The sequence below is a fragment of the Ensifer sp. GW823-FHT05D09 genome (genome assembly GCF_058795755.1).
Map to the genome: position 1 here is coordinate 72,039 of NZ_JBXAIA010000015.1, position 22,788 is coordinate 94,826.

The 22,788-nt window shown below is 61.4% G+C and carries 21 protein-coding genes and 1 pseudogene; 4 read left to right on the forward strand and 18 right to left on the reverse strand.

The window, feature by feature from the left end:
- Positions 1-7: 7 nt before the first annotated feature.
- The 7 genes from AC1Q80_RS28960 to AC1Q80_RS28990 form a co-directional block, all read right to left on the reverse strand.
- Positions 8-901, reverse strand: coding sequence for an ABC transporter permease (locus tag AC1Q80_RS28960; protein WP_492362704.1), 894 nt, complete (start codon positions 899-901; stop codon positions 8-10).
- Entirely contained in the window at positions 898-1,935 is a 1,038-nt protein-coding gene (locus AC1Q80_RS28965; protein ID WP_173424003.1) for an ABC transporter permease, read from the reverse strand. The genes AC1Q80_RS28960 and AC1Q80_RS28965 overlap by 4 nt, the downstream gene beginning before the upstream one ends.
- Positions 1,932-3,512 (reverse strand): ABC transporter ATP-binding protein, encoded by a 1,581-nt coding sequence (locus tag AC1Q80_RS28970; RefSeq protein ID WP_209789816.1) that lies wholly within the window; start codon positions 3,510-3,512, stop codon positions 1,932-1,934. The genes AC1Q80_RS28965 and AC1Q80_RS28970 overlap by 4 nt, the downstream gene beginning before the upstream one ends.
- 253 nt (positions 3,513-3,765) lie before the next feature.
- Positions 3,766-4,791: a BMP family ABC transporter substrate-binding protein gene (locus tag AC1Q80_RS28975; RefSeq protein WP_173424043.1), complete on the reverse strand. Its 1,026-nt coding sequence runs from the start codon at positions 4,789-4,791 to the stop codon at positions 3,766-3,768.
- 108 nt (positions 4,792-4,899) lie between these two features.
- Positions 4,900-5,220 carry an NIPSNAP family protein gene (locus AC1Q80_RS28980; RefSeq protein ID WP_173424001.1) on the reverse strand — a complete coding sequence of 107 codons (321 nt, stop codon included), beginning with the start codon at positions 5,218-5,220 and terminating at the stop codon, positions 4,900-4,902.
- A 12-nt stretch (positions 5,221-5,232) separates the two neighbouring features.
- A complete protein-coding gene (locus tag AC1Q80_RS28985; protein WP_492362705.1) occupies positions 5,233-6,858 on the reverse strand; it encodes a GMC family oxidoreductase in 1,626 nt (541 codons plus the stop codon).
- Between the two features lie 3 nt (positions 6,859-6,861).
- Positions 6,862-7,689: a uracil-DNA glycosylase family protein gene (locus AC1Q80_RS28990; RefSeq protein ID WP_492362718.1), complete on the reverse strand. Its 828-nt coding sequence runs from the start codon at positions 7,687-7,689 to the stop codon at positions 6,862-6,864.
- A gap of 258 nt (positions 7,690-7,947) precedes the next feature.
- Between AC1Q80_RS28990 and AC1Q80_RS28995 the strand changes: the two genes are divergently transcribed.
- The 3 genes and pseudogenes from AC1Q80_RS28995 to AC1Q80_RS29005 all read left to right on the forward strand — a co-directional run bounded on the left by AC1Q80_RS28995 (position 7,948) and on the right by AC1Q80_RS29005 (position 11,717).
- Positions 7,948-8,592: a TetR family transcriptional regulator C-terminal domain-containing protein gene (locus tag AC1Q80_RS28995; protein ID WP_492362706.1), complete on the forward strand. Its 645-nt coding sequence runs from the start codon at positions 7,948-7,950 to the stop codon at positions 8,590-8,592.
- Positions 8,593-8,785: 193 nt separating this feature from the next.
- Entirely contained in the window at positions 8,786-10,684 is a 1,899-nt protein-coding gene (locus AC1Q80_RS29000) for a potassium transporter Kup (protein WP_173423997.1), read from the forward strand.
- A 72-nt stretch (positions 10,685-10,756) separates the two neighbouring features.
- Positions 10,757-11,717: pseudogene (locus tag AC1Q80_RS29005) on the forward strand (magnesium and cobalt transport protein CorA).
- A gap of 51 nt (positions 11,718-11,768) precedes the next feature.
- On the opposite strand, the gene AC1Q80_RS29010 reads toward AC1Q80_RS29005, so the two are convergent.
- Both AC1Q80_RS29010 and gspD read right to left on the reverse strand, forming a co-directional pair.
- Positions 11,769-12,347, reverse strand: a complete 579-nt coding sequence (locus AC1Q80_RS29010) for an A24 family peptidase (RefSeq protein WP_327795834.1) — start codon at positions 12,345-12,347, stop codon at positions 11,769-11,771.
- The gene (gene gspD, locus AC1Q80_RS29015) at positions 12,347-14,356 is read right to left on the reverse strand and encodes a type II secretion system secretin GspD (RefSeq protein ID WP_234903178.1); all 2,010 of its coding nucleotides are present in this window, start codon (positions 14,354-14,356) and stop codon (positions 12,347-12,349) included. Before gspD ends, AC1Q80_RS29010 begins: the two co-directional genes overlap by 1 nt.
- A 310-nt stretch (positions 14,357-14,666) precedes the next feature.
- On the opposite strand from gspD, the gene AC1Q80_RS29020 reads away from it, so the two are divergent.
- The gene (locus tag AC1Q80_RS29020) at positions 14,667-16,361 is read left to right on the forward strand and encodes a GspE/PulE family protein (RefSeq protein WP_492362707.1); all 1,695 of its coding nucleotides are present in this window, start codon (positions 14,667-14,669) and stop codon (positions 16,359-16,361) included.
- Here the strand turns inward: AC1Q80_RS29020 and AC1Q80_RS29025 are convergent, their stop codons facing one another.
- Genes AC1Q80_RS29025 through AC1Q80_RS29065 form a run of 9 tightly spaced genes read right to left on the reverse strand, consistent with a single transcriptional unit; the run spans position 16,362 to position 22,535 of the window.
- The gene (locus AC1Q80_RS29025; protein ID WP_492362708.1) at positions 16,362-16,790 is read right to left on the reverse strand and encodes a hypothetical protein; all 429 of its coding nucleotides are present in this window, start codon (positions 16,788-16,790) and stop codon (positions 16,362-16,364) included.
- A 20-nt stretch (positions 16,791-16,810) separates the two neighbouring features.
- Entirely contained in the window at positions 16,811-17,377 is a 567-nt protein-coding gene (gene gspM, locus AC1Q80_RS29030; RefSeq protein WP_492362709.1) for a type II secretion system protein GspM, read from the reverse strand.
- Positions 17,374-18,429: a PilN domain-containing protein gene (locus AC1Q80_RS29035; protein ID WP_492362710.1), complete on the reverse strand. Its 1,056-nt coding sequence runs from the start codon at positions 18,427-18,429 to the stop codon at positions 17,374-17,376. Before AC1Q80_RS29035 ends, gspM begins: the two co-directional genes overlap by 4 nt.
- Before the next feature lie 16 nt (positions 18,430-18,445).
- Entirely contained in the window at positions 18,446-19,255 is an 810-nt protein-coding gene (locus tag AC1Q80_RS29040) for a type II secretion system minor pseudopilin (RefSeq protein WP_492362711.1), read from the reverse strand.
- A gap of 58 nt (positions 19,256-19,313) precedes the next feature.
- The gene (locus AC1Q80_RS29045; RefSeq protein WP_209789824.1) at positions 19,314-19,979 is read right to left on the reverse strand and encodes a PulJ/GspJ family protein; all 666 of its coding nucleotides are present in this window, start codon (positions 19,977-19,979) and stop codon (positions 19,314-19,316) included.
- On the reverse strand, positions 19,976-20,389 hold the full coding sequence (locus tag AC1Q80_RS29050) for a prepilin-type N-terminal cleavage/methylation domain-containing protein (protein WP_209789825.1): 414 nt from the start codon (positions 20,387-20,389) through the stop codon (positions 19,976-19,978). The genes AC1Q80_RS29045 and AC1Q80_RS29050 overlap by 4 nt, the downstream gene beginning before the upstream one ends.
- Positions 20,390-20,399: 10 nt before the next feature.
- On the reverse strand, positions 20,400-20,876 hold the full coding sequence (locus tag AC1Q80_RS29055; protein ID WP_492362712.1) for a prepilin-type N-terminal cleavage/methylation domain-containing protein: 477 nt from the start codon (positions 20,874-20,876) through the stop codon (positions 20,400-20,402).
- Positions 20,845-21,309 (reverse strand): type II secretion system major pseudopilin GspG, encoded by a 465-nt coding sequence (gspG, locus tag AC1Q80_RS29060; protein ID WP_492362713.1) that lies wholly within the window; start codon positions 21,307-21,309, stop codon positions 20,845-20,847. The genes AC1Q80_RS29055 and gspG overlap by 32 nt, the downstream gene beginning before the upstream one ends.
- A gap of 5 nt (positions 21,310-21,314) precedes the next feature.
- Entirely contained in the window at positions 21,315-22,535 is a 1,221-nt protein-coding gene (locus AC1Q80_RS29065) for a type II secretion system F family protein (RefSeq protein WP_492362714.1), read from the reverse strand.
- Positions 22,536-22,788 lie beyond the last annotated feature (253 nt).

The window sequence follows — 22,788 nt, forward strand, 5'->3', positions numbered from 1 at the left end:
GTGCCTCCTATTGATCCTTGAGTTCAGCGAAGGAGCTGGCGGCCTTTGCGCCGCCGCGAAGCTTGCCCGAAAGCCAGACCCCGAAGACCGTGGCGAGATAGGGGAGCGCCTGCAGCAGGTCGTGAGGGATCTTGTCGCCGAACATCAGCTGCGCCCGGATGCCGAGCGCGCCGACGACGGCGAAGAACAGCGCGGCGAAAGTTGCGCCCACCGGATGGGACGCGCCGAAGATGACGGCGGCGAACGCCATGAAGCCACGCCCGGCCGTCATGCCTTGAGCGAAGAATTGCAGGCTTCCGGCGGCCAGCTCCGCTCCACCGATGGCGCAGAGAACGCCGCCGATCGAAAGCGCCACAAGGCGCATGCGCGACGGATTGGCCCCGACGCTACGGGCTGCGAAGGGATGTTCGCCACAGGCGGCGAGCCTGAGCCCAAAACGGGTGCGGCGGAGCAGCACCCACATGCCGAAGACGACGAACGGCATGGCGGCAACCGAGATCGACAACACGCCATAGGCGCCGAAAGCCGGGCCAAGCTTGGGAATGCCGAAAGGCGCGGTCACGCTCGCCTGGCTTCCGAAGATCGACTGAACGGCAAGCGCGGTACCGCCGATGCCAAGACCGGTCAGACCGAGGCCGGCGATGATGGGATTGGCCTTGAGCCTGTCGATCACGAACCAGAGGAGGATGGATGCAAGCACGCAGATGACAATTGCGATCAGGATGGCGGCGAGAATGGAATTGGTCAGCATGATGCCGACGATCGTGGCGCAGGCGCCGATTATCATCAGGCCCTCGAGACCGAGGTTCCAGACGCCTGCACGCTGCGCGATGACGCCGGCAAGGGTGACGTAGATCAGCGGCGTTCCGGAGCGCAGGATGGCGATGATGATCTCGTTCATGACGGGCGCCCTCCGAAACGCAATACCCTGTCGACGAGCTTCGACCTTGCCGTGATGAACAGCGCGATCGCCGCATTGATGATGTCGATCGCGGCCGCCGGCAGCCCGGCCATGATCGGCAGATAGAGCGCCGCCGAGGCAAGGCCGCCGAAGAACACCGCGGCCGCAGCCGTGCCGAGCACCGAGAGATTGGCGACGAGCGCGATCAGGATCGCCGTGAAGCCGTGGGCAGGCAGGAACCCGGATGCGATGCGGCCGTTCGGGCCCATGAACTCGATGGTTCCGGCAAGCCCGGCCAGCGCGCCCGAGATGAGGAAGCTCGACAGGCCGAGCTTCCAGAGCCTGGCGCCCTGCCACTCCACCATGGTGCCGTTGCGACCGGCAAGACTTGCGAGAACCCCGAAGGCGGTGCGGTTGACCAAGAGCCACATCAGGATGCCGACCGCTGCGGCAATGGCGATGATAGTCGGCGAGAGGCCGAGCGAGTCCGAGATGCGGTAAGCGGCATCGAGCGGGCGGCTCGATGCCTGCTGGCCGGACCCCGAAGGGTCCTTTAGCGGGCCTGAGGTGACGTAGACCAAAAGCAGGCCGGCCATGAAGTTGCCCATCAACGTGGTGATCACCTCGTCCGTGCCCGAACGCAGCCTGAGAAGCCCCGGCCAGAGCGCCCAGAGAGCGCCGCCGAGCATGCCGGAAATCAGCAGCGCCGGGATGACGAGGAAAGCCGGTCCGCCCTTGAACGCCTCGGCGGCAAAGGCGGCGCAGATGGCGCCGACATAGAATTGGCCCTGGGCACCGATGTTGAAGAAACCTGCCCGGAAGGAGATCCCAACGCCGACCGCGGTGATGAACAGCGGCAGTGCCCATCTGAGGCTTTGCTCGATCGCGCCACTGCGCAGGAAGGCGCCATCGGCCACCGCCCAAAGCATAGTCAGCGCATTGTAGCCGGCGAACTGGAACACCAGCGCGCACAGGATAAGCGCGAAGGCGACGAAGATCAGGCTGCGGACAACCGTGGTGAGACTGTCTTTCATGCGCTTGTCCTCGCGGCCGCATCGGTCATGGCTGCACCCACCGACGCGATGTCGAAAGGCGCGCGGAATTCGCCGTTCACCCGCCCAGACAGCATCACCACGACGCGGTCGGAGATGTCGAAGAGCTCGTCGAGATCCGACGAGATCAACAGGATGGCGGCACCGCGATCGCGCGCCTGCCGAAGCGCCTGCCAGACGAAGGCGGTGGCTCCGATGTCGAGGCCCCGCGTCGGCTGTGCCGCGATGATCAGTCGGGCTTCGCGGTCGACCTCGCGCGCGAGGATCACTTTCTGGGCGTTGCCTCCCGACAGGGATCCAGCCTTCTGCGCGGAATTGTGGTAGTGGACGCTCCAGTCCTTCAGCGACCTGTCGCAGGCTTCGCGCACTGCTGAGGGGCGGATCAGCCTGAGCAGCCTGCCCTGCAGCAGTTCCCGTGCGCTCCAGTTCTGCCAGAGCGAACTCGTGAGGCTGAGACCTTCGACATTGCGCTCGAAGGGAATGATCCTGAGGCCGATCGCGCGACGGGCGGCGAGCGGTTCGCCTGTCACATCATTTCCCGCAAGACGGATCGATCCGCTTGCAAGATCGGCAAGGGCCGAAATCGCGCGCACCAGCGTCTTCTGTCCGTTGCCCTCCACGCCGGCTATGCCGACGATCTCGCCGGGGCGAATATCCAGATCGACGCTGTCAAGCGCGGTGCCTTCACTATCGGGCCGCGTCGAGACGGCTTTCATGGAGAGCACGCTTGGGCCCTTCGCATTTTCGAGATGACCTGCGCCCTCGCCCACTGGTGATTTCGTTCCAACCAGCGCGTCGCGCTCATGCCGGTCGAGCGTCTTGGCAATCGCATCGCCGACGATGAGGTTCGCGAGCCTCTCCGCCGAAACCTCGGCGATCGGCAGCGGCCCTTCGACCTTTCGGCCGCCGCGCAGCACCGTGACCGTGTCGGCGATGCCGAGCACCTCGCGGATCTTGTGCAGGATGAGGATGACTGTCACGCCGCGCTCTTTGAGACGGCGGACGCGTGCAAACAGCATGTCGATGCCGGAGGGCGACAGCACGGCCGTCGGTTCATCGAGGATCAGAACGCGCGCATCCATGACCAGCGCTCTGGCAATCTCGATACCCTGCTGGGTTTCGATCGGCAGGTCGCGAATCCTCCTGTTCAGGTCGACTTGAACGTCGAGGCCGGCGAGATGCGACTGCCATTTTTCGGCAAGGCTCTTGCGGCTGTAGATGCCGCCTTTGCCGGTCGCGCCGAACTCCATGGTCTCAGCGACGGTAAAGGACGGCGGCAGGGCGAAACTCTGGTGAACCAGTTCCACGCCCGCAGCCCGGCTCTGGCTGACGTGGCCAGTGCGGATTTCTTCACCCATAACGTCGACCGCGCCGGCGGTCGGCTGAACGAGTCCCGCAGCGACGCGGGCGAAGGTCGTCTTGCCGGCGCCGTTCTGGCCGACGACCGCATGGATCTGGCCGGGAGCAAACGAGACGGCAACGTCGGACAATGCCGTCACGTCGCCGAATTTCACGGTGACATCACGGCACTCCAGCGCTGGTTTCGGAGGATTCGACATCAAAAGGTTCCCATCGAGAGCATGGGTTCACGGGTCATCAACAGGAAGGAAGACGATCCGCGAACGTCCGTCGGTCTTCCCCCAACGGGAGAGACAAACGCCGGTTTTCCGCCAAGGCTCCGCGCCGACCCGACGGGCCGGCGTGGAACGCCGTGCGTTCAGAAGAACGCAATAAGGAAGCTCTAGTACTTTGATGCTAGAACATCTTATCCGCCTTTAGTGATTCCACTTCAAAGCGGGATGCTCCAGTGGCTCAGAGCGTGGTGTTGAACGGAACCTTGATGGACCCATCCAGAATACCGGCACGCGCCTTTTCGACCTCGACAAGCGCCTCTTTCGCCCTGGCGTTCAGTTCAGCCGGTCCCTGTTCGGCAAAGACGGGCGAAAGTATGAAGTCGATGACGCCGGTGCCAAGGCCCGTATGCTCATGCGTGCCGCCCTTCCAATCGGAACCGACGGCCTTGCCTGCCTCGTTGTAGAGCGAAACACCGAAATCGAGACCGACGATGGAGATGAGCGATTTCGGGCCGAGTGCGTACTGTCCCGGCGCAAGGCAGCTCACCATGCGGCCTTCCTTTTCGTTGGCGGCGGCAATGATGCCGCCATCGGTGGCAGCGGCATCCGTCTGGATGTAGTCGATGCCGTCATTGTACATCTGGGTGGCGATTTCCTGACCCTTTGCAGGATCCTGGAACGAGCCGGCGAAGGCGGCAACGACGCTGGCATCCGGCTTGATCGAGTGAACGCCAGCCTTGAAGGCATTGAAATCGGCGTTGAGCGGCGGGATTGAAACGCCGCCGATGAACCCGGTCTTGCCTGTTGTCGTCATCTTCGCGGCAAAGACGCCTGAGAGATAGCAGCCGAGATAATAGTCATAGGATACCGTCACCACGTTCGGGATCGCCGGCTCGAAGGGGTCGGCGAACAGCTGGATCCACTTCGTGTTGGGGTAGGACGGCGCCAGCGCCTTGAACGGCTCGGCCACCTCGTTGAAGGTGGAGATGATGATCTGGGCACCGGCGTCGCCGAGCGTGCGGTAGATGGTCTCGTAGGTCGCGGGGTCCTGCGCATAGATGGCGCGGTGTTCAAAGCCCTTTTCTTCCGACAATTGCTTGAGCTTGGCAATCATCTGATCGACCGGACCGTTGTCGCCGGCCGCCTGCGTGTGAACCAGCGCGACCAGCCCGCCCGATGCACGCGCAAATTCCGGCATGATGCTTGCGGCAAAGCCGAGCGCTGCTGCGCCCGCGCTTGCCTGCAGGAATGTGCGGCGATGCATGATGTGTTGTGAAGCCTTGTCAGTCATGATCGTTCCCTCTTTTGTTGATTGTCTTGTGTCATGCGTATTCTGACGTGCGCGGGCAATACCGGCGCGCGCCCGGTCGTCTCAAAGCGGCGGTGAATAGGCAGCGGGGTTCATGATCATCACCTCCTGCTTCTGGATCGCGTCGAGCGCCCAGACTTCGGAGATGAATTTTTGCCAATCCGGATCGGCGTACATGGCCGACCGGCGCGCCTCGCGGTCGGCAAGGCTGTCATAGGCCCACATCAGAACAGTGGTGTGGAGCGTCCCGAGCTCCGAGACGTAGAGACCAACGAACTTGTTGAGATGGCGCTTCTGCACCGGCAGACCGTCCGCCTCGTATTTCTTCATCCACTTGTCGACCGTGCCCGGCTTGAAAGTATAGGTGCGGTGTTCGAGGATCATCGGATCACTCCCTTAGCTGTTCAGGATCAGTTCGGCGCATTTCTCGCCGATCATGATGGCGGGCGCGTTGGTGTTGCCGCTGGCGATGATCGGCATGATCGAGGCGTCGGCGACGCGCAGGCCCTCGATGCCGTGCACCTTGAGCTGCGCATCCACCACTGCCATGGGGTCGTTGCCCATCTTGGCGGTGCCAACAGGGTGGAACGTCGTCATCGCCGTGGCGCGCAGCCAGCGGGTCAGCCCGGCATCGTCGAGCGCTTCCGGACCGGGCGCCAGTTCCTTGCCGCGATAGCGGTCGAATGCCTTCTGGCCGACGATGTCGCGCGTCAGCCGGATGCCGTCGATCATCGTGCGGATGTCGAAATCGGACTGCAGGTAATTCGCCTGAATCCTCGGCTTGTCTGTCGGGTTCGCCGACCGCAGCGTGATCTCGCCGCGGCTCGCCGGATTGACGGGTCCGACGCGGATGGTGAAGCCGTGATCCGCCTCCACCGCCCGCTTCTTGGCGAAGGGATTGGGGAAATGCAAGTTGGCCGTCTTTTCCAGCGCCGGCATGAAATGCAGCTGGATATCGGGCGAGACCAGACCGTCGTTCGAGCGGACGAATGCGCCTGCCTCGTAGGGAAAGGTTGTCGTGATGCCCTCCCCGAACAGCATGCCTTGCGCGACGGCGGGAATGAGCTTGTCGGCGCGCAGGTCACCGAACAGCGTGACCGGTTCACGGCATTCCCAGCTCATGACGCAGTCGACGTGGTCCTGGAGGTTCTTGCCGACCCCGGGAAGGTCGAGCAGCGGCTTGATGCCGAGCGCGCTTAGCTCGTCCGCCGGTCCGATACCGGAAAGCAGCAGTGCCTTCGGCGAATTGACGACGCCGGCAGACAGGATCACTTCGCGCCCTGCCCGCGCGATCGCCGCCCTGCCATCCTTCAGATAGCCGACGCCGCAGGCCCGGCCACCTTCGATGATGAGACGCGTCGTCTCGGCACCTGTCAGCACGGTCAGGTTCTTGCGACCGAGCGCCGGGCGCAGGAACGCCCAGGATGTGGACCAGCGCTTGCCTTTGCGAATGGTGAAATCGTAGCGGCCGAACCCTTCCTGGGTGGCGCCATTGAAGTCATCATTCGCTGGATAGCCGGCCTGCAGGCCCGCCTCGCAGAACACGTCCATCAGCGGATTGTGGCCACGGGCACGGCATACGGTGAGCTCGCCGTCGGTGCTGTGAAACGCGTCTTTGCGCTCGATATGCGTTTCCGAGCGCCGGAACGCCGGCAGCACGTCGTCGTAGGACCAGCCAGGCAGACCAAGTTGTGCCCAGCGGTCATAGTCGTGGCGATTGCCGCGCACGTAAATCATGCCGTTGATGGTCGAGGTGCCGCCCAGAACCTTGCCGCGCGGCCAATAGAGCGAACGGCCGTTGAGATAGGGCTCGGGCTCCGTGTGGTAGTGCCAGTTGTAGATGCCCGAGTGGAAGAGCTTTCCCATCAGCATCGGCAACCGGAACAAGGGATTGCGGTCCTTGCCGCCCGCCTCGATCAAGAGCACGCGGTTGGCCGGGTTCTTCGACAGGCGGTTGGCAAGAACGCAGCCGGCTGAACCCGCGCCAACGATGATGAAGTCATATTCCGGACTAGACGCCATGGTTCACCATGCGATGGGACGGACGCCCATCGCCTCCAGGTAGAGATTGCAAAGAAGGAAGGGGTTTTCCCGACCGAGCACCTTGTCGGCGAAAGCGGGATGCTCGCGCTCGACGCAGGCGACATTGCCGTTGCGGCCCTCGCGGATACCGGTTTCGGCGAAGATATCGCTTGCAGCCGCACCGAAGCCGAGAAAGACGATCGGCTCGCCCCGCGAAAGCAGCATCTCGATGACGCGCAGCATCAACGGCCGCCAGAACGGCAGATGTCCGCGCGACTGGTGCGGGTCGATATCGACGCGGAAGCGCGACAGCGTCAGGGAAGCGTTGAGAAGCAGTACGCCCTCGCCGACCCAACGGTCAGCAATCGCGCCCGGGTCTTCGAACGAACCTGCCGGATCGCACAGCAACTGCCGCACATCGGGCCAGCGGCTAAAGTCTTTGCTCAGGCTTTCGTCGCCAAGACGCGCAGCCGCGATCAGTTGCATATAGGCGCGGATGCTCTTCGAGAACATCTTATCGAGCTCGGACCAGCTGGCGAGATTGCCCGCCTCGAAGGCGCGGCCCGTGGCAAAGCCCGGTTCCGGATAGGGATCCTGGCCGAGGATCAGGCAGCGTACGCCTTCAGGCGCAATTCCATCGAAGGCAGCAAGCGCATGCGCGCCCTTCGGCTGGCCGGGAAAAACCCTGCCGCGGCGCGCTGGGAAGATCGGCTCCCAGGCTTCGAACGCGAGATCCGGATCGACCCGGTCAAAATCATCGCCAATAGACCCGAGGGCATCGTGCCAGGCCTGCGGCAGATCGGCCTCCCAGCCGGCCAGCGTTTCCGCCATTGCCTCTCTCAGTCGTGCCGGCATCACACCGCCCCTCCAACTCGTTGAAAGGAGACTAGACAAAAGCTGACCAAAGTGTCAACTTTCTAGAACGTAAAAAATGACTGGATCGTCAGGTTTTTTTGACAATACCGTCAGGTTTTATTCAAATGGCGATGCCCTTGCATTTCGCCGGAAAACTCGGAAATTGCGCAAACGGCCTCGCCGCCACGCATGATTGTCTGGTAGGGAGCGGCGGCGAGATGGAGGCGAGATCGCATGGCAAAGGCAGCACGAGATCCGGAGGAACGCATCCGTGAGCGCAATATGCGCCTCATCATCAAGGCCGGGATCGAGATCTTCGCGCGCAAGGGCTTCGACGGCACCCGCATCGCCGAGATCGCCGAAGCCTCAGGTCTGCCCAAGGCCAACGTCTATTATTACTTCGCCTCCAAGGAAGAGATCTACAAGGCCATCGTCACGCACCTCATCGCCAGTTGGGACGACGCGCTGAAGTACATTTCGCCAGAGCGCGAGCCGGCTGACGCCTTCCGCCTCTATATCAGGGCCAAGCTCGACTACACCCGCAAGAACACCGCAGAATCCAGGCTCTTTGCCAGCGAGATCATCCAAGGCGCACGGTTTCTAAAGAAGAAGGATCGCGATCATATGCGCCAGGTCACGGATGCGCATGTGGCCGTCGTGGAGGGATGGATTGAGGCTGGAAAGATGCTGCCAGTCGATCCACGCCACCTGTTCATCATGCTCTGGGCATCGACGCAATACTATGCGGATTTCGAGCCGATCGCCGCCGACGGCCTGAAGAAGGCACGTCTGAAAGCAGAGGATTACGAGACGGCGGCGATAACGATTACCGAGACGATCCTGAAGGGCATTCTTCCGGCACCCATGCAAGCTTCATAAACAAGCTTTTGATCTGCCGGCGCGCCATGGGTGCTGCGATCGTCTCCAATAGGTCCGGCGAGGCGCCGTCCTTCTTCTGTAATAGCGAAGATATCATCTGTTGTTGCTAGAGCGCACAACACAGATTGCCAGCATTTGCGCATTGCACCATATACTCCCTCCACGACACAGCCGCCGAGTTGCCGGAGACCCCATGACTGCCTTGCGTAACGTAGGTTCCGAACCCCACTCGGAGAAGCGTGACTTTCTTGTCCTCCTCCTTGGCTGCGTCGGTGTCGTCTATGGCGATATCGGAACGAGCCCGCTCTACGCGTTTCGCGAGGCGCTGCGGCCGTTTTCGGCTGACGGCGTGCATCATAATGAAGTCATCGGCCTTATCTCGCTCATGGTCTGGACGCTGACGATCATCGTCACGTTCAAATACGTGCTCTTCTTGTTGCGCGCCGACAACGACGGCGAAGGCGGAACGCTATCGCTTCTCGCCCTCCTGATGAAGAAGACGGGCAGCTTCATGCCCGTTCTCTTCTTCGCGGGACTAATCGGGGCGGCACTGTTCATCGGTGACGCCATGATCACCCCTGCCCTGTCCGTCATGTCGGCGCTCGAAGGCATGAAGTTGGTCACTCCCGCCTTCTCCGGCTACGTGCTGCCGCTGTCCGCCGCCATCATGGTCGCGCTTTTCGCCGTCCAGTCGAAAGGCACCCAGGCGGTCGCAAAATTCTTCGGGCCCATCACGGTCGTGTGGTTTCTCGCCATGGCATGGGGCGGCCTGATCCACATTGGCGACGACTGGACAATCCTCGAAGCGCTCAATCCGATCAACGCCCTCTGGTTCATCACCCATGCGGGCTGGGCGGGCCTGATCGTGCTCGGCGCTGTCTTCCTGACGGTGACGGGGGCAGAGGCGCTCTATGCCGACCTCGGACACTTCGGGCGCAAGCCGATCAGCACGGCGTGGTTCTCACTCGTATTCCCCGCATTGGCGCTCAACTACCTCGGCCAGGGCGCGCTGGTGCTTAGCCATCCTGAGGCGATGGCAAACCCATTCTTCCTGCTCTATCCGGACTGGGCCCTTTTGCCGATGGTGATTCTCGCCACCATGGCAACCATCATCGCCAGCCAGGCCGTCATCACGGGCGCGTTCTCGCTCGCACGACAGGCGGTCCATCTGGGCTTCCTGCCGCGCCTGCTGATCAAGTTCACCTCCGAGACCAATACCGGGCAAATCTACGTGCCCGCCGTGAACGTCATGCTGTTTGTCGGCGTGATCGTGCTGATCTTCTCCTTCGGAGATTCGGAATCGCTGGCCACCGCCTATGGCATCTCGGTCACCGGCGCGATGGTCGTGACAACGGTTATGGCTTTCCAGTTTCTGCGCTCAGTCTGGGGATACTCCACGCTTGTGGCGGGGATGCTGCTTTTGCCGCTGCTGGTCATCGAGAGCGTTTTCCTGGTCGCCAACCTGCTCAAGATCCATGACGGCGGTTGGGTACCGGTGGCGCTGGCACTTGCCATCATGCTCATCATGTGGACTTGGACCCGTGGATCCAGAATGCTTCGTGAAAAGACGGCGCGCCACGATATACCGCTGGAGACGTTCATCCGTTCCATAGAGAAATCGACACATGCCCCCCAGACGGTCCGTGGGACGGCGATCTTCTTGACGAGCGTAGGCGACAAAACGCCGGCAGTCCTTCTGCACAACATCAAACACAATCACGTCCTTCACGAGCACAATGTCATCCTGACTGTCCGCACGTCCGAACATCCTTACGTTGCGCAGGAAGACCGGGTGACGCTGACAAAACTTTCGGACAGGTTTGCAAGGCTGGAACTCTGCTTCGGCTTCATGGACGAACCCAACGTTTCCAAGGCGCTCTCGCTTTGCAAGAAGGCAGGATTCAAGTTCGAGATCATGCAGACCTCGTTCTATCTCGGCCGCAGGACGCTCATCAGCGATCCGAACTCGGGTCTGCCCCGTTGGCAGGATCATCTCTATATCGCGCTCGCGGGGCTCGGTATCGATCCGTCGTCGTATTTCAAGCTTCCCGCCAACCGGGTCGTCGAGATCGGCGAACAGGTCACGATTTGATCCTCGGCCAACGGCGGACCTTTGTCCGCCGCGTCATACGACACGCGATCGAACCATCTTCGGAAAATCTAAATGACAGTCGTCGCCTCCTATTTGTATCGAGCCGGCAAACGTGCAGACGAGGTGCCGCTTGTCGCGACGCCCGTCGACGCCCGGGACGGTGAGTTCATCTGGATCGGGGTGACCGATCCCACCGCGGACGAGCTGGCCAATCTCCAGGCAATGTTCGGCCTTCATCCTCTGGCAGTGGAGGACGCTCTCAACGGCATGCAGGTGCCCAAGGTCGACATCTACGGCAATCTTCGTCGTCATCAAGACGGCCCACCTCGAAGGTGAGAAGATAGCCTACGGGGAAACCTGCATCTTCGTGGGGAAGCACCATCTGATCTCCGTCCGCCATGGATCGGCCCGTTCTCACCAGGAACTGCGCCAGCAACTCGAGCAGTCGCCGCAGCTCCTTGAGCACGGACCCGACTATGTGCTCCACGGCATCATCGATTTCGTTGTCGACGGCTACCTGCCTATGGTTGAGACCCTTGAGGACAAAATACTCGAGCTTGAGAAGCACGTCCTCATGTCCTTCCTGCAGCCCGAGCAGATCAGGCGCGTCTTCCGTATGCGCCGTCACGTCATCCGGTTCCAGCGCGTGCTCGGTCCGATGGGCGAAGTGGTGGGAAAGCTGAGCCACCTCGACCTGCCCTGCATCGACGACAATGCAAAGCCGTTCTTCAAGGACGTCCATGACCATATCAAGCGTGTGGAGGGGCTGGTCAGCGGCCTTCGCGAAATAATGACGTCCGTCTTCGAAGCCTCGAACCTGCTCGAGCAACAACGCCAGGGCACAATCACAAGACAGCTTGCGGCATGGGCGGCGATCCTCGCTGTGCCGACCGCGATTGCTGGTATCTATGGGATGAACTTCGAACACATGCCCGAACTTGGGACGCGCTATGGCTATTTTGCCGTTCTCGGCGTCATCGCCACTCTCTGCGCCATCCTTTATTGGCGCTTCAAGAAGTCCGGCTGGCTCTAGGATGTTGAGATCGGGCGGTGCGATGTGCCGCCACGCTGCTCTTCAATATGTTCAACTGGCAACAAGTTGCTGGGCTAGGTACCATGTGCCCCAAACTGCCGGGGCTAAAAACGAGGCGAAGGGTATGCGGCGTCCTGCCGGCCAATGCCCGTGCTTCATCGTCGAAACCAACACGAACAACAGGGCGCCCAACGCTGCGCCAAAGACAGCCAATGCGAAATTTTCCCAACCGATCCAAATACCGGCGGCAGCGCCGAGCTTGATGTCACCCAGCCCGAGTCCCTCAATGCCACGAAGCCTGAAGTAAAGCGCTCGTACCAATAGGAGCGCGCCGCCAGTCAATGTCACATCGCGTGCGATCTCGAGAAAAGTGCGCGACGCGTCAACTCGCGCGGGATCGATGCCGGCGAGCCATGCCGCGATACCGATGGCGGCGACCGTGCCATTCATAAAATTGGAAACCCTAAGGCTTCGCCAATCCTGAAGGGCGATGCGTGTCACGCAGGCAGCAAGCAACATCAACAACAATGTTCGCGCGCACTGCAGGGTCGCGAGACCAATCACGAGGGCAGCCATGGTCGCGGCAAAGACAGGAAGCAGATCCGGGTCGATGCGTTTGGACAGCTGCACTACTTCAACGCCCGCGAACCCATGCCCCACATCCGCGCCTGCAATTCCTCTGCAACGCTCTGTGCATCGCGTGAATCGCGGATGACCATCGGCCTGATCATGATCAGCAGCTCGGTCCGCGCGTTCGACCGGTTCTTGCTGCCGAACAGGCTGCCGACATGCTTCAGGCGACTGAGGAAGGGAATACCATCCTTGCCGCGCTCCTGCGTTTCGCTGATCAAGCCGCCGAGTAGCACTGTCTGTCCGTCAAGAACCGATACCGAGCTCGAAATGCTTCTGTTGGAGATGACCGGCGTCAGGCTGTTGTCGCCCGAAGCGGCGTTCGATATTTCCTGGTCGATCCGCATCGCCACCACGCCGTTTTCGGCGATCCTCGGGCGCACGTTCATGATGATGCCCGTGTCCCGGTACTCGACCTGGTTGCTGACCGGGGCGTCGGCGGTTTCGACCGGCACGACGGTACGCGTGATGATCGGGATCTGATCGCCCACCTGGAAACGTGCCACCTCGTTTTCAAGCACTACAAGCGACGGCGACGACAGGATCTGCACATCCGTGATCTTATCGAGCGCGCTGATGATCACATCCGGACTGCTGTTCGCGCCCAGGACGAAATTGAAGCCGGGCACCTCACGGGCAATGTTGTCGGCAAGCGTTTTGAAGAGACCGAACGATCCCTCGTCGGTGCCCAGACCAACCGATTTGCTCTTCACGAAATACTGGACGCCGAAGCGCAGTTCGTCGGTGAGCCGAACCTCCGCCATCGTCACACTGATGGCGACCTGGAGTTGGGGAACGTCGATCCGTGTCAGAGCGGCAAGTACGCGCTTGCGCATCTCGAGGTCGCCGTAGATCACGATCGAGTTGTTGGATGGATCCGAGCGGATGCGAACCGGCTCGGCGCCGAGCTCTGGCTGCAACGAACCGCCGAAGCGCGCCGGGTCGATGTCCACGACGTCCTCGTCGCTGGCTGCCGGCTCCTGTGCGGCCGCTTCATCGGGAGCGGCCTGTTGGTCGGCGGTTTCCGTCTCTTCGTTGGCTGCAAACAGACGCTGCAGAAGTTCTGCGATCTTCGTCGCGTCACGATATTTGACGCGATAGACATGAACGCTTTGTCCGAGGTCTGGGTTCTCTCGGTCGAGACGGCGGACCCAGGTGAGAGCGCGTTCCGTGAGTGCCTTGTTCTGTGAGACCGCCAGAACGGCACGCAATCTCGGCATCGACATGAACTGTATGACGCTGTCGCCATTGCTGCCCTTGCTGGCGAAAATGCGCTCGAGTTCGGGAATGACGGCTTCGGGGCGTGCGTGCTGGAGCGGCAGGACCGCCACCGACTGATCCCTCATCCAGTCGACGTCGAATGCCGTGACCGTCTCCAGCGCCGCTTCGCGGTCGGGCCCGCTGCCGGCGATCAGGATAGCGTTGCGCGTGGTGTCAATCCGCAGCGTCCCTGGACGCGCGCCAAAACCGTCCACGAGCCGCGAAAGCGCCTGCGCCGACACATATCTCAGCGGTACGACCGTGATGCCGAAGCCGGTCGGGCGACCTTTCGTGCTGACCTGACCGGCGATCGAAGATCCGGCCTCGACGATCTGAAAGGCATTGCCGCGCTTAACGAGATCGGCACCATTCATTTCGAGCATCGATTCAAGAATGGACACGAGATCGTCACGAGGGACCGGCCGAGCGGTCGACAGTGTCACCGTCCCGGTTACCTTCGGGTCGATCGTATAGGTCAGACCAAGCGTCTCGCCGAGGATGGCTTGCACGACGTCGCGGAGCTCAGCCCCCTGGAAATTCAGATTGACGCTATCACCGGCCGCACCATCCGCTCCGGCTGGAGCGGCGACAACGCCGAGGCGCGTGGACGAGTATATCGCTGGCTGGCGGGCACCGGCCGATCCCGCGGACGAGTAGCCGAGCGTAGAATTGCTGCCATTTCTGAGTGAGCGCGCCTGCAGGTCCGCGCTTGTCACCGAACCCAGGATCGAGTCGACGTCGTTCCCCAATCGGCCTTCTTCAGGAGCGAGGCAGCCGGGGGAAAGCAGACAGATGCCGAAAAACAAAGCCGTCCGAAGGACTGTCCCGCTAGTGCTCATGTTGTCACGACTGATTCTTGCCTCACTCATGTCGAAGCCTAGCATTTCTGTAACGGATCACTATTATTATCGGCAGCTAATCCACTTCTGGCATCGCGGTTCTTGGGGATAACCGCTTAAGATCCCAGGGGCCGGCATGTATCTGCCTTCGATGTCGACAAGCCGTCAAAGTGGCGGTCGAGTGAGTGGGGCTTTGCTGTAGTGTACTGCGGCGGGACGGATGAATACGGCAACGATTGTAACGCATTTCATTCGCTATCTATTGACGAAAGAGGACCTGGTCGGCCCGGCAGAGAGGCTGTCCCTGGAACGGCTTCTTGTGGAAGCGCCCTCGAACTACACCGTCCTTTGGGAGACCGGGCTGTTGTCCGGGGAGCTGCTCGCTGATGCGATTGCCGATTTTCACAACCTCAATCGCGCCGCATTCAACCGCGTCGAATTTCGTCCGGAATTGACTGAAGATTTGTCGGCGCGGTTCCTTCGTGCCGCATGGGCGATGCCGGCGCTCGAAGGTGAGGCTCGTTTGCTCGTCGTTGCCGATCCCAGTCGAAACGACGCGATCGACGCTGCCTTGGCGGCACTTGGCCGTCAGGTGGAGTTGCGGATCGCGACGTTCGAGGAAATGGCGATGCTCTTCGAGCGCATGCTTTCGAGGGAACCGGCCAAGGACGCAAACATAGAGCGCTCGACGTCGCCTGTTGCTGGCGATCGGAACGAGGAGGATCTCGATCGCCTCCACGATATCGCCAGCGGCGCGCCGATCGTTCGGGCCGTGGATCAATTGCTCGAAACAGCGCTCAGTCTATCGGCGACGGACCTTCACATCGAACCTCAACCTGACGGCGTAAGGCTGAGGATGCGCGTCGATGGGATGCTGCGCACGATGCAGCCGCTTTCAAACGAGATTGCGCGCGGCGTCATCTCGCGTATCAAGATCCTGGCAGGCTTGAATATTGCCGAACGCCGGCTGCCGCAGGACGGGCGCGCGCGTATCCTGATCAACTCGACGCGCGCTGACTTCCGGGTGGCGACAATGCCGACGTTGCACGGAGAAGCGCTGGTCGTGCGCATCCTCGTCAAAGGCGCCGAAGCCCTTGATCTTTCTCGCCTGGGCATGTCGTCGCGTGATTACTCCGTCCTTCATACGCAACTGGCCGAGCCTCATGGCCTCGTTGTCGTGGCCGGCCCGACCGGCTGCGGCAAGACGACCACCCTGACCGCTGCATTGTCCACTCTGAACAGCCCCGAACGCAAGATCATGACGATCGAAGATCCGATCGAGTATCAGATGGCGGGGGTCAGCCAAACTCAGGTCAAGCCATCGATAAACCTGACATTTGCCAATGCGATGCGATCGTTCCTTCGTCAGGACCCCGACGTCATGATGGTGGGTGAGATGCGCGACAGCGAAACCGCCTCGATCAGTCTTCAGGCAGCATTGACTGGCCATCTGGTTCTAACGACCCTGCACACCAATAGCGCGGCAGACGCCATCATAAGGTTGATGGATCTGGGCGTTGAAACATTCCTTCTGGCATCCGCACTGCGTTGCGTCATTGCTCAGCGCCTGGTCAGAAAATTGTGCGAGCGTTGCAAGGCGCCGATCGAGGACATGGCGCCCGCCGCGTCGACATCTGCGGCGCGCCAGCGCTTTATCAAACGCCCCGGTGACACATGCTTTCGCGCGGTCGGTTGCTCCTATTGCGGCGACAGCGGCTATCGCGGACGCGTTGGAATATTTGAGGTCCTGCCCGTCGACAGCGAGATTACCGCTTTGATCCGCAAGGATGCCGATCCTCAGAAGATACAGACCGTCGCCGTCCAGGCAGGCATGACAACCATGCTGGAAGATGGGCTCTCGAAATACCGGCGTGGCGTCACCTCGATCGAAGAGGTTCTGCGCGTGACGGTCTGATCATTGTAGGGGCAGAAACATCTTGTAGTCCCGGCTACGCCCGCTCTGCTCGAAGGCGACGGTGCGGCTGTCGACAATCGAGAGGTTCCAGTTCTGAAATTTCTCGCCGTCCTTGAGGCGATGAATCTGGCCACTTGCGGCATCCTGCAGAAGGGCTTGCTGACTGTCTGCTGTCGATATGATGCCGACGAGCTTGAGCTCTGGCGGGGCGTCCGGCACGATCTCAACGTTCGTGGCTGCAACCGGCGCTGGCGTGTCCACCGTCTCTGAGACGGCGGGAGGCTGCCGCGCCGGCGTGAACAATGGACGCAATCGCGTTGCCTCCAGCCTGTCGAGGCTCACACCTCGAAGCCAGGGAGCCTCGTCGGATGATGGGGATTGGGACGACGCCGTGCCTGCGAGAAGCAAGGCGACGGCGATGACCGACAAGCGCGAAGCCGGAAGGCGCGTCATCGTTCAGCCCTCCGCCAATAGCCTTCGACGAGCGCCAAAACGCGCAATGTCGGTGATGCATGGAGCGCCTCTTCGTCGGACGCCAGGCTCTCGATATTGATGGATTTGAAGACAAGCGCTGTCGGATTGGTCTCGGTGGCGAACAGTATCTTCTGAAGAGGTTCGATGGTGCTGTGGAATAGAATCCGCATTTCGACGGTGCCGCCGGCCGGGTCGTCCTCTTCGGACGCGACGAATTCGAACTGCGAGACCACAGCACCGTTCTGGCCGATGATATCAGTGACGAGCCTCTGAAGCTCGGCGCCGGCGATCGCGGGCGTGTTTCCCTGCAAATAGACGCGTGCGCTCGCGCTGTCGCCTTCGCTTCCCGCGCCGCCGCCAAGCGCAGATAGCCTGGATTTGAGTGTTTCGGCCAGGGCCGTGTCGTTCCTGCTCTGCTCGCCAAGACGAGACACGACAGTCGCACTCCACGCAGCCGTCAGGACCGGCAGCACCACCAGACAGGAAAGCGCAGCAACCGTTGCTGCCGTGACACGTCGCGCGCTGGCGCTTGATGCGCTCATGGCCGGCCCTTTTCCGAGAGATGCGCCAGGATCTCGAACCGCTCCAGTTTGCTGTCGTTGTCGCGAACGATCGGCGCGGAAAAACCGGCGCCCTCCAACATATCCGAACCTTCGAGCAGGCTGATCAAATCGGCAGCGTTTGTGGAAAGCCCTGTAACGCGGACATTACGGTCCTCCACGTCGAGAGCGGTAAGGTAAGTGGTGTCCGGAACGCGGCTGGAGAGCTCTTCCAGCAGCAAGACCATGGGAACGGCGTCCCATTTACGCGCCACGTCGAGCCCGGGATCGTTCGTCGCTTCCGCCTCCTTGCGAGCCGTCTCGACGGCGCCACGGAGGCTTGCAAGAGACGCCTCGATACGGGCCGTTTCGGCGACAGCGTGATTGACGCTCCAGCCAGCGCAGGCCAGAAGTGCCGCACCGGCGGCCGCGAGCAGGCTAAGGCAAACCAGGGCGTTGTGCCTTCGCCTCGCGCGCACGGCCGCCTTGGCGCCCGGCAAAAGATTGATCGCGCTTGGGCGATCCGACGGGTCCGACGCAAGCCCCACAACGACGGGGGTAATGCCGACGGACTGGAAGGGCTCGATTGCGCTGCGCACCGCGGTCAGCGACGTCGCGACAAGCCGCACGTCGAACTGGCCTGAAAACCGGGCGGCCTCGCTCTCCTGGATGTCGTAGTCGTACACCATCTTCTCTGACGGCCACGGCATGATCTGCTCGACCTGATGGCGGATGATTGCCTCGATGTGGCCACGGCTGGCCGCGGGCAGCCGCAAGGAACGCACCACAACTCCGTCACCCGCCAGACGCAGCTCAACCGGGCGTGTACCGACTATCTTGTTCAGCCACCCGTCGCGCAGGTCGGCGCGCTTGCCATCAGCCTTGTGCGCGCGTCGGGAGCGGCCGACGCGATAGCAGGCAAGCTTCGTCCCTTCATCGACAAGAAGAAATGTCCCGCGCGCTGTGCGCGGGATACCCATCGTCGCCTGCCACGACGTCATCTCGTCGAGAAGTACCGCCATCGCGCGCTTGAAGTATGCGCCAAGAGCACTCATCCATTCCGCCCCACCATCAACGGGCCCCCCGACCAGCAGGCGCCCAGTCATACACAGCATAGCCTTTCGCTTCGTCTTCGGCATCCGCTATGATGACGTGAGCAGCACTTGTTCTGCCACTTTCGCTGCGAACCACGACATCAAGCCGATACACTTTTGGTGCCTCCAGCGTGACGAAGCTGTCGTACCGCTGCGACAGCTCTCGCAGTTCGCCATCTTCACCTTCTGCACCAGGCGCTTCAGCAGATCTCAAGGCGGAGGCATCCGCATTGCTCATCTCGGGTATCGCCATCAAGACACGGCGTGAGGTTGCAGCTGGATAGAGCAGGCCCGTGCGGTTGTAGACCGTGACAAACGGTTGAAGACGCACATAGTCGGCTTCGCTCAAACCACGAACGAAGCGCAACTCGTTTACGGACTGGAACGCGACATTGGCCGGGAGACCGATTGCATCGCTTGCCAAATAGTCCGTCCGCTCGGCGCCGCCCGTCGTTCTTTCATCGTCCTCGTCACGCCAGTCGACGACCCGGGCGGCGAACGACCTGGGTGAAAGCGACTGCCCTCCTGCCGCCTTGAATACACCCTCCAGCAATTCGCGTGGTGACGCATTGAGATCGACCCGTCCGGCCTCCGCCGAAACATGCAGGATGACGCTACCGCTCGGCAGGCGAATTGTCCTGCCGTCCACCGATGCGGCGTCGACATCCGCAAGGAAGAGAAGATACCCGGCCGCTGCAACGCCGCTCTCCATAAGGTTCTCCATCACGAGGTCGTCGGCGCCGAGCTTCGTCAACACAAGCGCCGGCCTCGACAACAGCACCAGCATCGACACGATCGCTGCGAGCAGACCGCTGACAACAAGAACGGCGAGCGTGGCAAATCCGTCATCGCGCCGCATTGCCGCCTCCCGCGCACGATTCTCCGTCGCGACAGGCCGAAGGCGAGTCGACGTGCGGCGACATCATCAGCGTCAGCGGTTGCCGCCGTTCGTCAGACCTGTCCCAGATCTCCAACCGAACAATGTCGGGGAGCTTCGGCTGCGCAATCCAGGATCCAGTCCAGATGGTTCCGCGCTCAGTCGTTTCGGCGAAGGAAAAGCGCCAACGCCACGCCCCTTCGAATATCGCGATCGGTGCGGATGCTCGGGCTCGTTCGAAGGTCACCTGCCCGGGAACCCGTATCGCCGACGACCTCAAGAGTGCTGGCGGCCTGGACCTCACCGCAATCCACACCAACTGATCCGGCTCAAGTTGCGGATCGGTTCGCGTGGCGAACCCGAGCGCATCGCCGCTGCCGTAGAACAGGAGCGGCGCATTCGCTTCCGTTCCCGTCTTGACTGCAGCGATCTGCGCAAAATCCCTTCGCATTGCGGCAAGGCCGGTCGCAAGCTCTTCAAGCGTGGCTGCACCTTGCGAAGCGGCGGCGGACGACCGTGTCACGAGCGAAACCGTGAGCATGAGTGCGTGCAGGACCAGCGCGGTTAGCATCAGCACGACCAGCGCCTCAAGGAGTGCGAAGCCTTCGTCTTTCGGTGCGCGGACACTGTTCATTGGCCGCCTCCGACCAAAAGACGGTCAACAGCTAGGACGCGCGACGCGGAGATCTCGACGTTAAGCCTTGCTTCAAGCAGCACGCGACCGTTGCTCGGCGGCGCGTCGGCGACCGCGGCTGGCGCGACAACCACGCGCCATCGGTGTCCCCGCACCACGCCGGAAAAAGCTCCCGGCCGCATGCGACCGCTTCGTAGCTCCCCCGCCAAAACTTCTTCGGCGACCAGTCTCGCCTCCAGCCAGGCACGGGAGTGGCCGATCGACGTCCGGGCGGATACAAGACTGCGAGGAACGACCGAGACCACGGCCGCAAGGATTGCGACGGCAACCAGAACCTCCAACAGGGTGAACCCCGCGTCGGAACGGCGCTCGTCTTCGGGTCTATTGGGTTGGACAACGAGCGGGATCATCGAGGCATCCTCAGTCAACCTCCGACAGCATGACGCCTGACGTCAGCGGGTTGACCGTTATGCGATAAGTCAGGTTGCTCCCCGTAATGCTCAATACGCCGCCGAGCGCGCGCCCATCCTCCAGAAAGACAAACCCAAGACGATCGGCCGATCGCAGACGGCCGGAACTCACGATCCTCATCGTCGTGCCTTCGGGCAAAACCACCTGTCGACCCGAAGCCCCCGAGGAAACCGTCCTGCGTTGCGGGTCGACGGAACACAGGACCGGTCGTCCCTGTTCCATCGCCGTGTTCCTGCCGTGCCGCAAAAGTGCGGCGATCTCGGCTGTGCGTACCTTCAGGCCGATGGCGCGGCTCGCCCGCGTCAGGAATGGAAACGACATTGCCGCTACAAGCGCCACGATGACGAGCGCAGCCAGGCTCTCGAGCAACGCAAATCCGCTGTCGTATGCCGCGTCATTGCTGGATGGCGATGTCGGCCGCACCATCGGCGCCTCCCTCGACGCCGTCGGCGCCATAAGAGATGATCTGCGGCCTCCCCTTGTCACCGATCCGATATTGATACGGGTTACCCCACGGATCGAGCGGCACGGATGCCTGCTGGATGTAGGGACCTTTCCAGCGCTTGATCGAAGCACCGTCCACCAGCGCATCCAGGCCCTCCCGTTCGGTCGGGTAGCGCGCCACGTCGAGATAGAAGAGATCGAACGCCGAGGTGAGAGCCTCGATCTGGAGCTTTGCCGCGCGGACACGCGCTTCGGAGAGATATCCGAGCACCCGCGGCGCGGCGATGCCGGCGACGAGGCTGAGGATGATCAGAACAACCAGCAACTCGAGCAGCGTAAATCCGCCTTCTCCCTCGTCGTGCCTCTGTCGGCAGGCGTTACGTTTGGGTGGGGTCGTGCGACAGAGTGTTTTCATGGGGGTCACAGCAGCAATTCGTTCAGACTGAGCAAGGCGGTGATCACCGAGACGATGATCCAGGCGATGAAGGCGCTGATTGCCAACAGCACGATCGGACCCGCTATCGCGGTGGCGCGCGCGATCGATCGGTCGAGTTTCGTTTCATAGTAGGTTGCGACCCGCCATGCCGCCTTGTCGGCCTCTCCGATTGTTTCGCCGACGCGCATCATCTGCAGGCCGTAGGCAGGCAGAAAGTCAGTGCGCGTGAGCGCATCGGTAAGGCGGCTCCCGTCGCGGACGTCAGCGAGAACTCCCGCTACGAGGTTGGCGGAGCTCGTATCCCGCATGAGATCTCGGATAAGCCGGAGTGCAGTCGGAAGGTCGACGCCACTTTTGCTCAGCATCGCAAGCGTCGAACAGAAGACGACGGCGCGCTGCTGCATGAGCAGGGTGTCGAACCCAGGGATGTGGCGAAGCAGGGAGATCAAAGCCGCTCTTACATTGTCGCTGCGGGCTCCGATGATGCCGGCGCCGGCCAGAGCCACTCCTGCGAACGCCAAAAATGTCCTGTGTCCGACGGCAATGCGTGACAGCGTGAACACCAAAGGTTCCGATCCGCGCGACGCGTTGCCCGTTTCGACAAGAGCTTGATCGAACTGTGGAACCACGACGATGAGCACAAAGAAGAACACGCCGATCGCGGCAAGCAGCAGAAGGCAGGGATAGGCAAGTGCTGCGGCCAGCCGACGGTTGAGTTCACTCTGACGCCGCCGATCCTGAGCAATCACCTGCAGGGTTGCGTCGAGATTGCCGGCGACTTCCGCGACCTCCACCATTTTGACGTAGGTTCTCGGGAAGGCCTTGGGGTAAGCGGCAATCGCCTCGCCAAGACTGTGCCCTTTCGATATCACTTCCCACATCGAATAGACGATGCCGGAAAGCGCCCGGCGTTTGGTTGATTGATAGATGATCTGAAGAGCCCGATCCAAGGCAACGCTGCCGGAAAGCAGGGCCGCAAGATCCTCGGTCAGCGCCGTTACATCTTCGTATGAAGGCCCACTGCCCGTGAGGATAGGGGCGTGCCGTGCGGAGGTGGATCGGTTCACCTCTTCTATGTCGATCGGCAGAAGCGATCTGCGCTCCAACTCAGTCATCATCATGCTGCTTGAAGCCGCGTCCAGATAGCCCTCTAGTATGTGTCCGGACTGGTCGATAGCCCGATACCGAAAGCTCGGCATAACCATTCACCACCATCGGAGTTCTGTATGCCGACAAAGACTCAACCTTGGCGATAAGGCCGGATCGAATACTAAGCCCAAGGTAATTATAAGAGAATGTCGGATATCCTCAACAGAGAAACATTGGAAAACCGGCAGACTGGAACAAATCGTTCGATCTAAGTCGGAATATTCATAAGACTAAAGTCTGCTCTAATCATTGTGATCACAAGTGTCGGGGCGTATTATTTTGTTGAAATCCAAATCGGAGGACCATGGG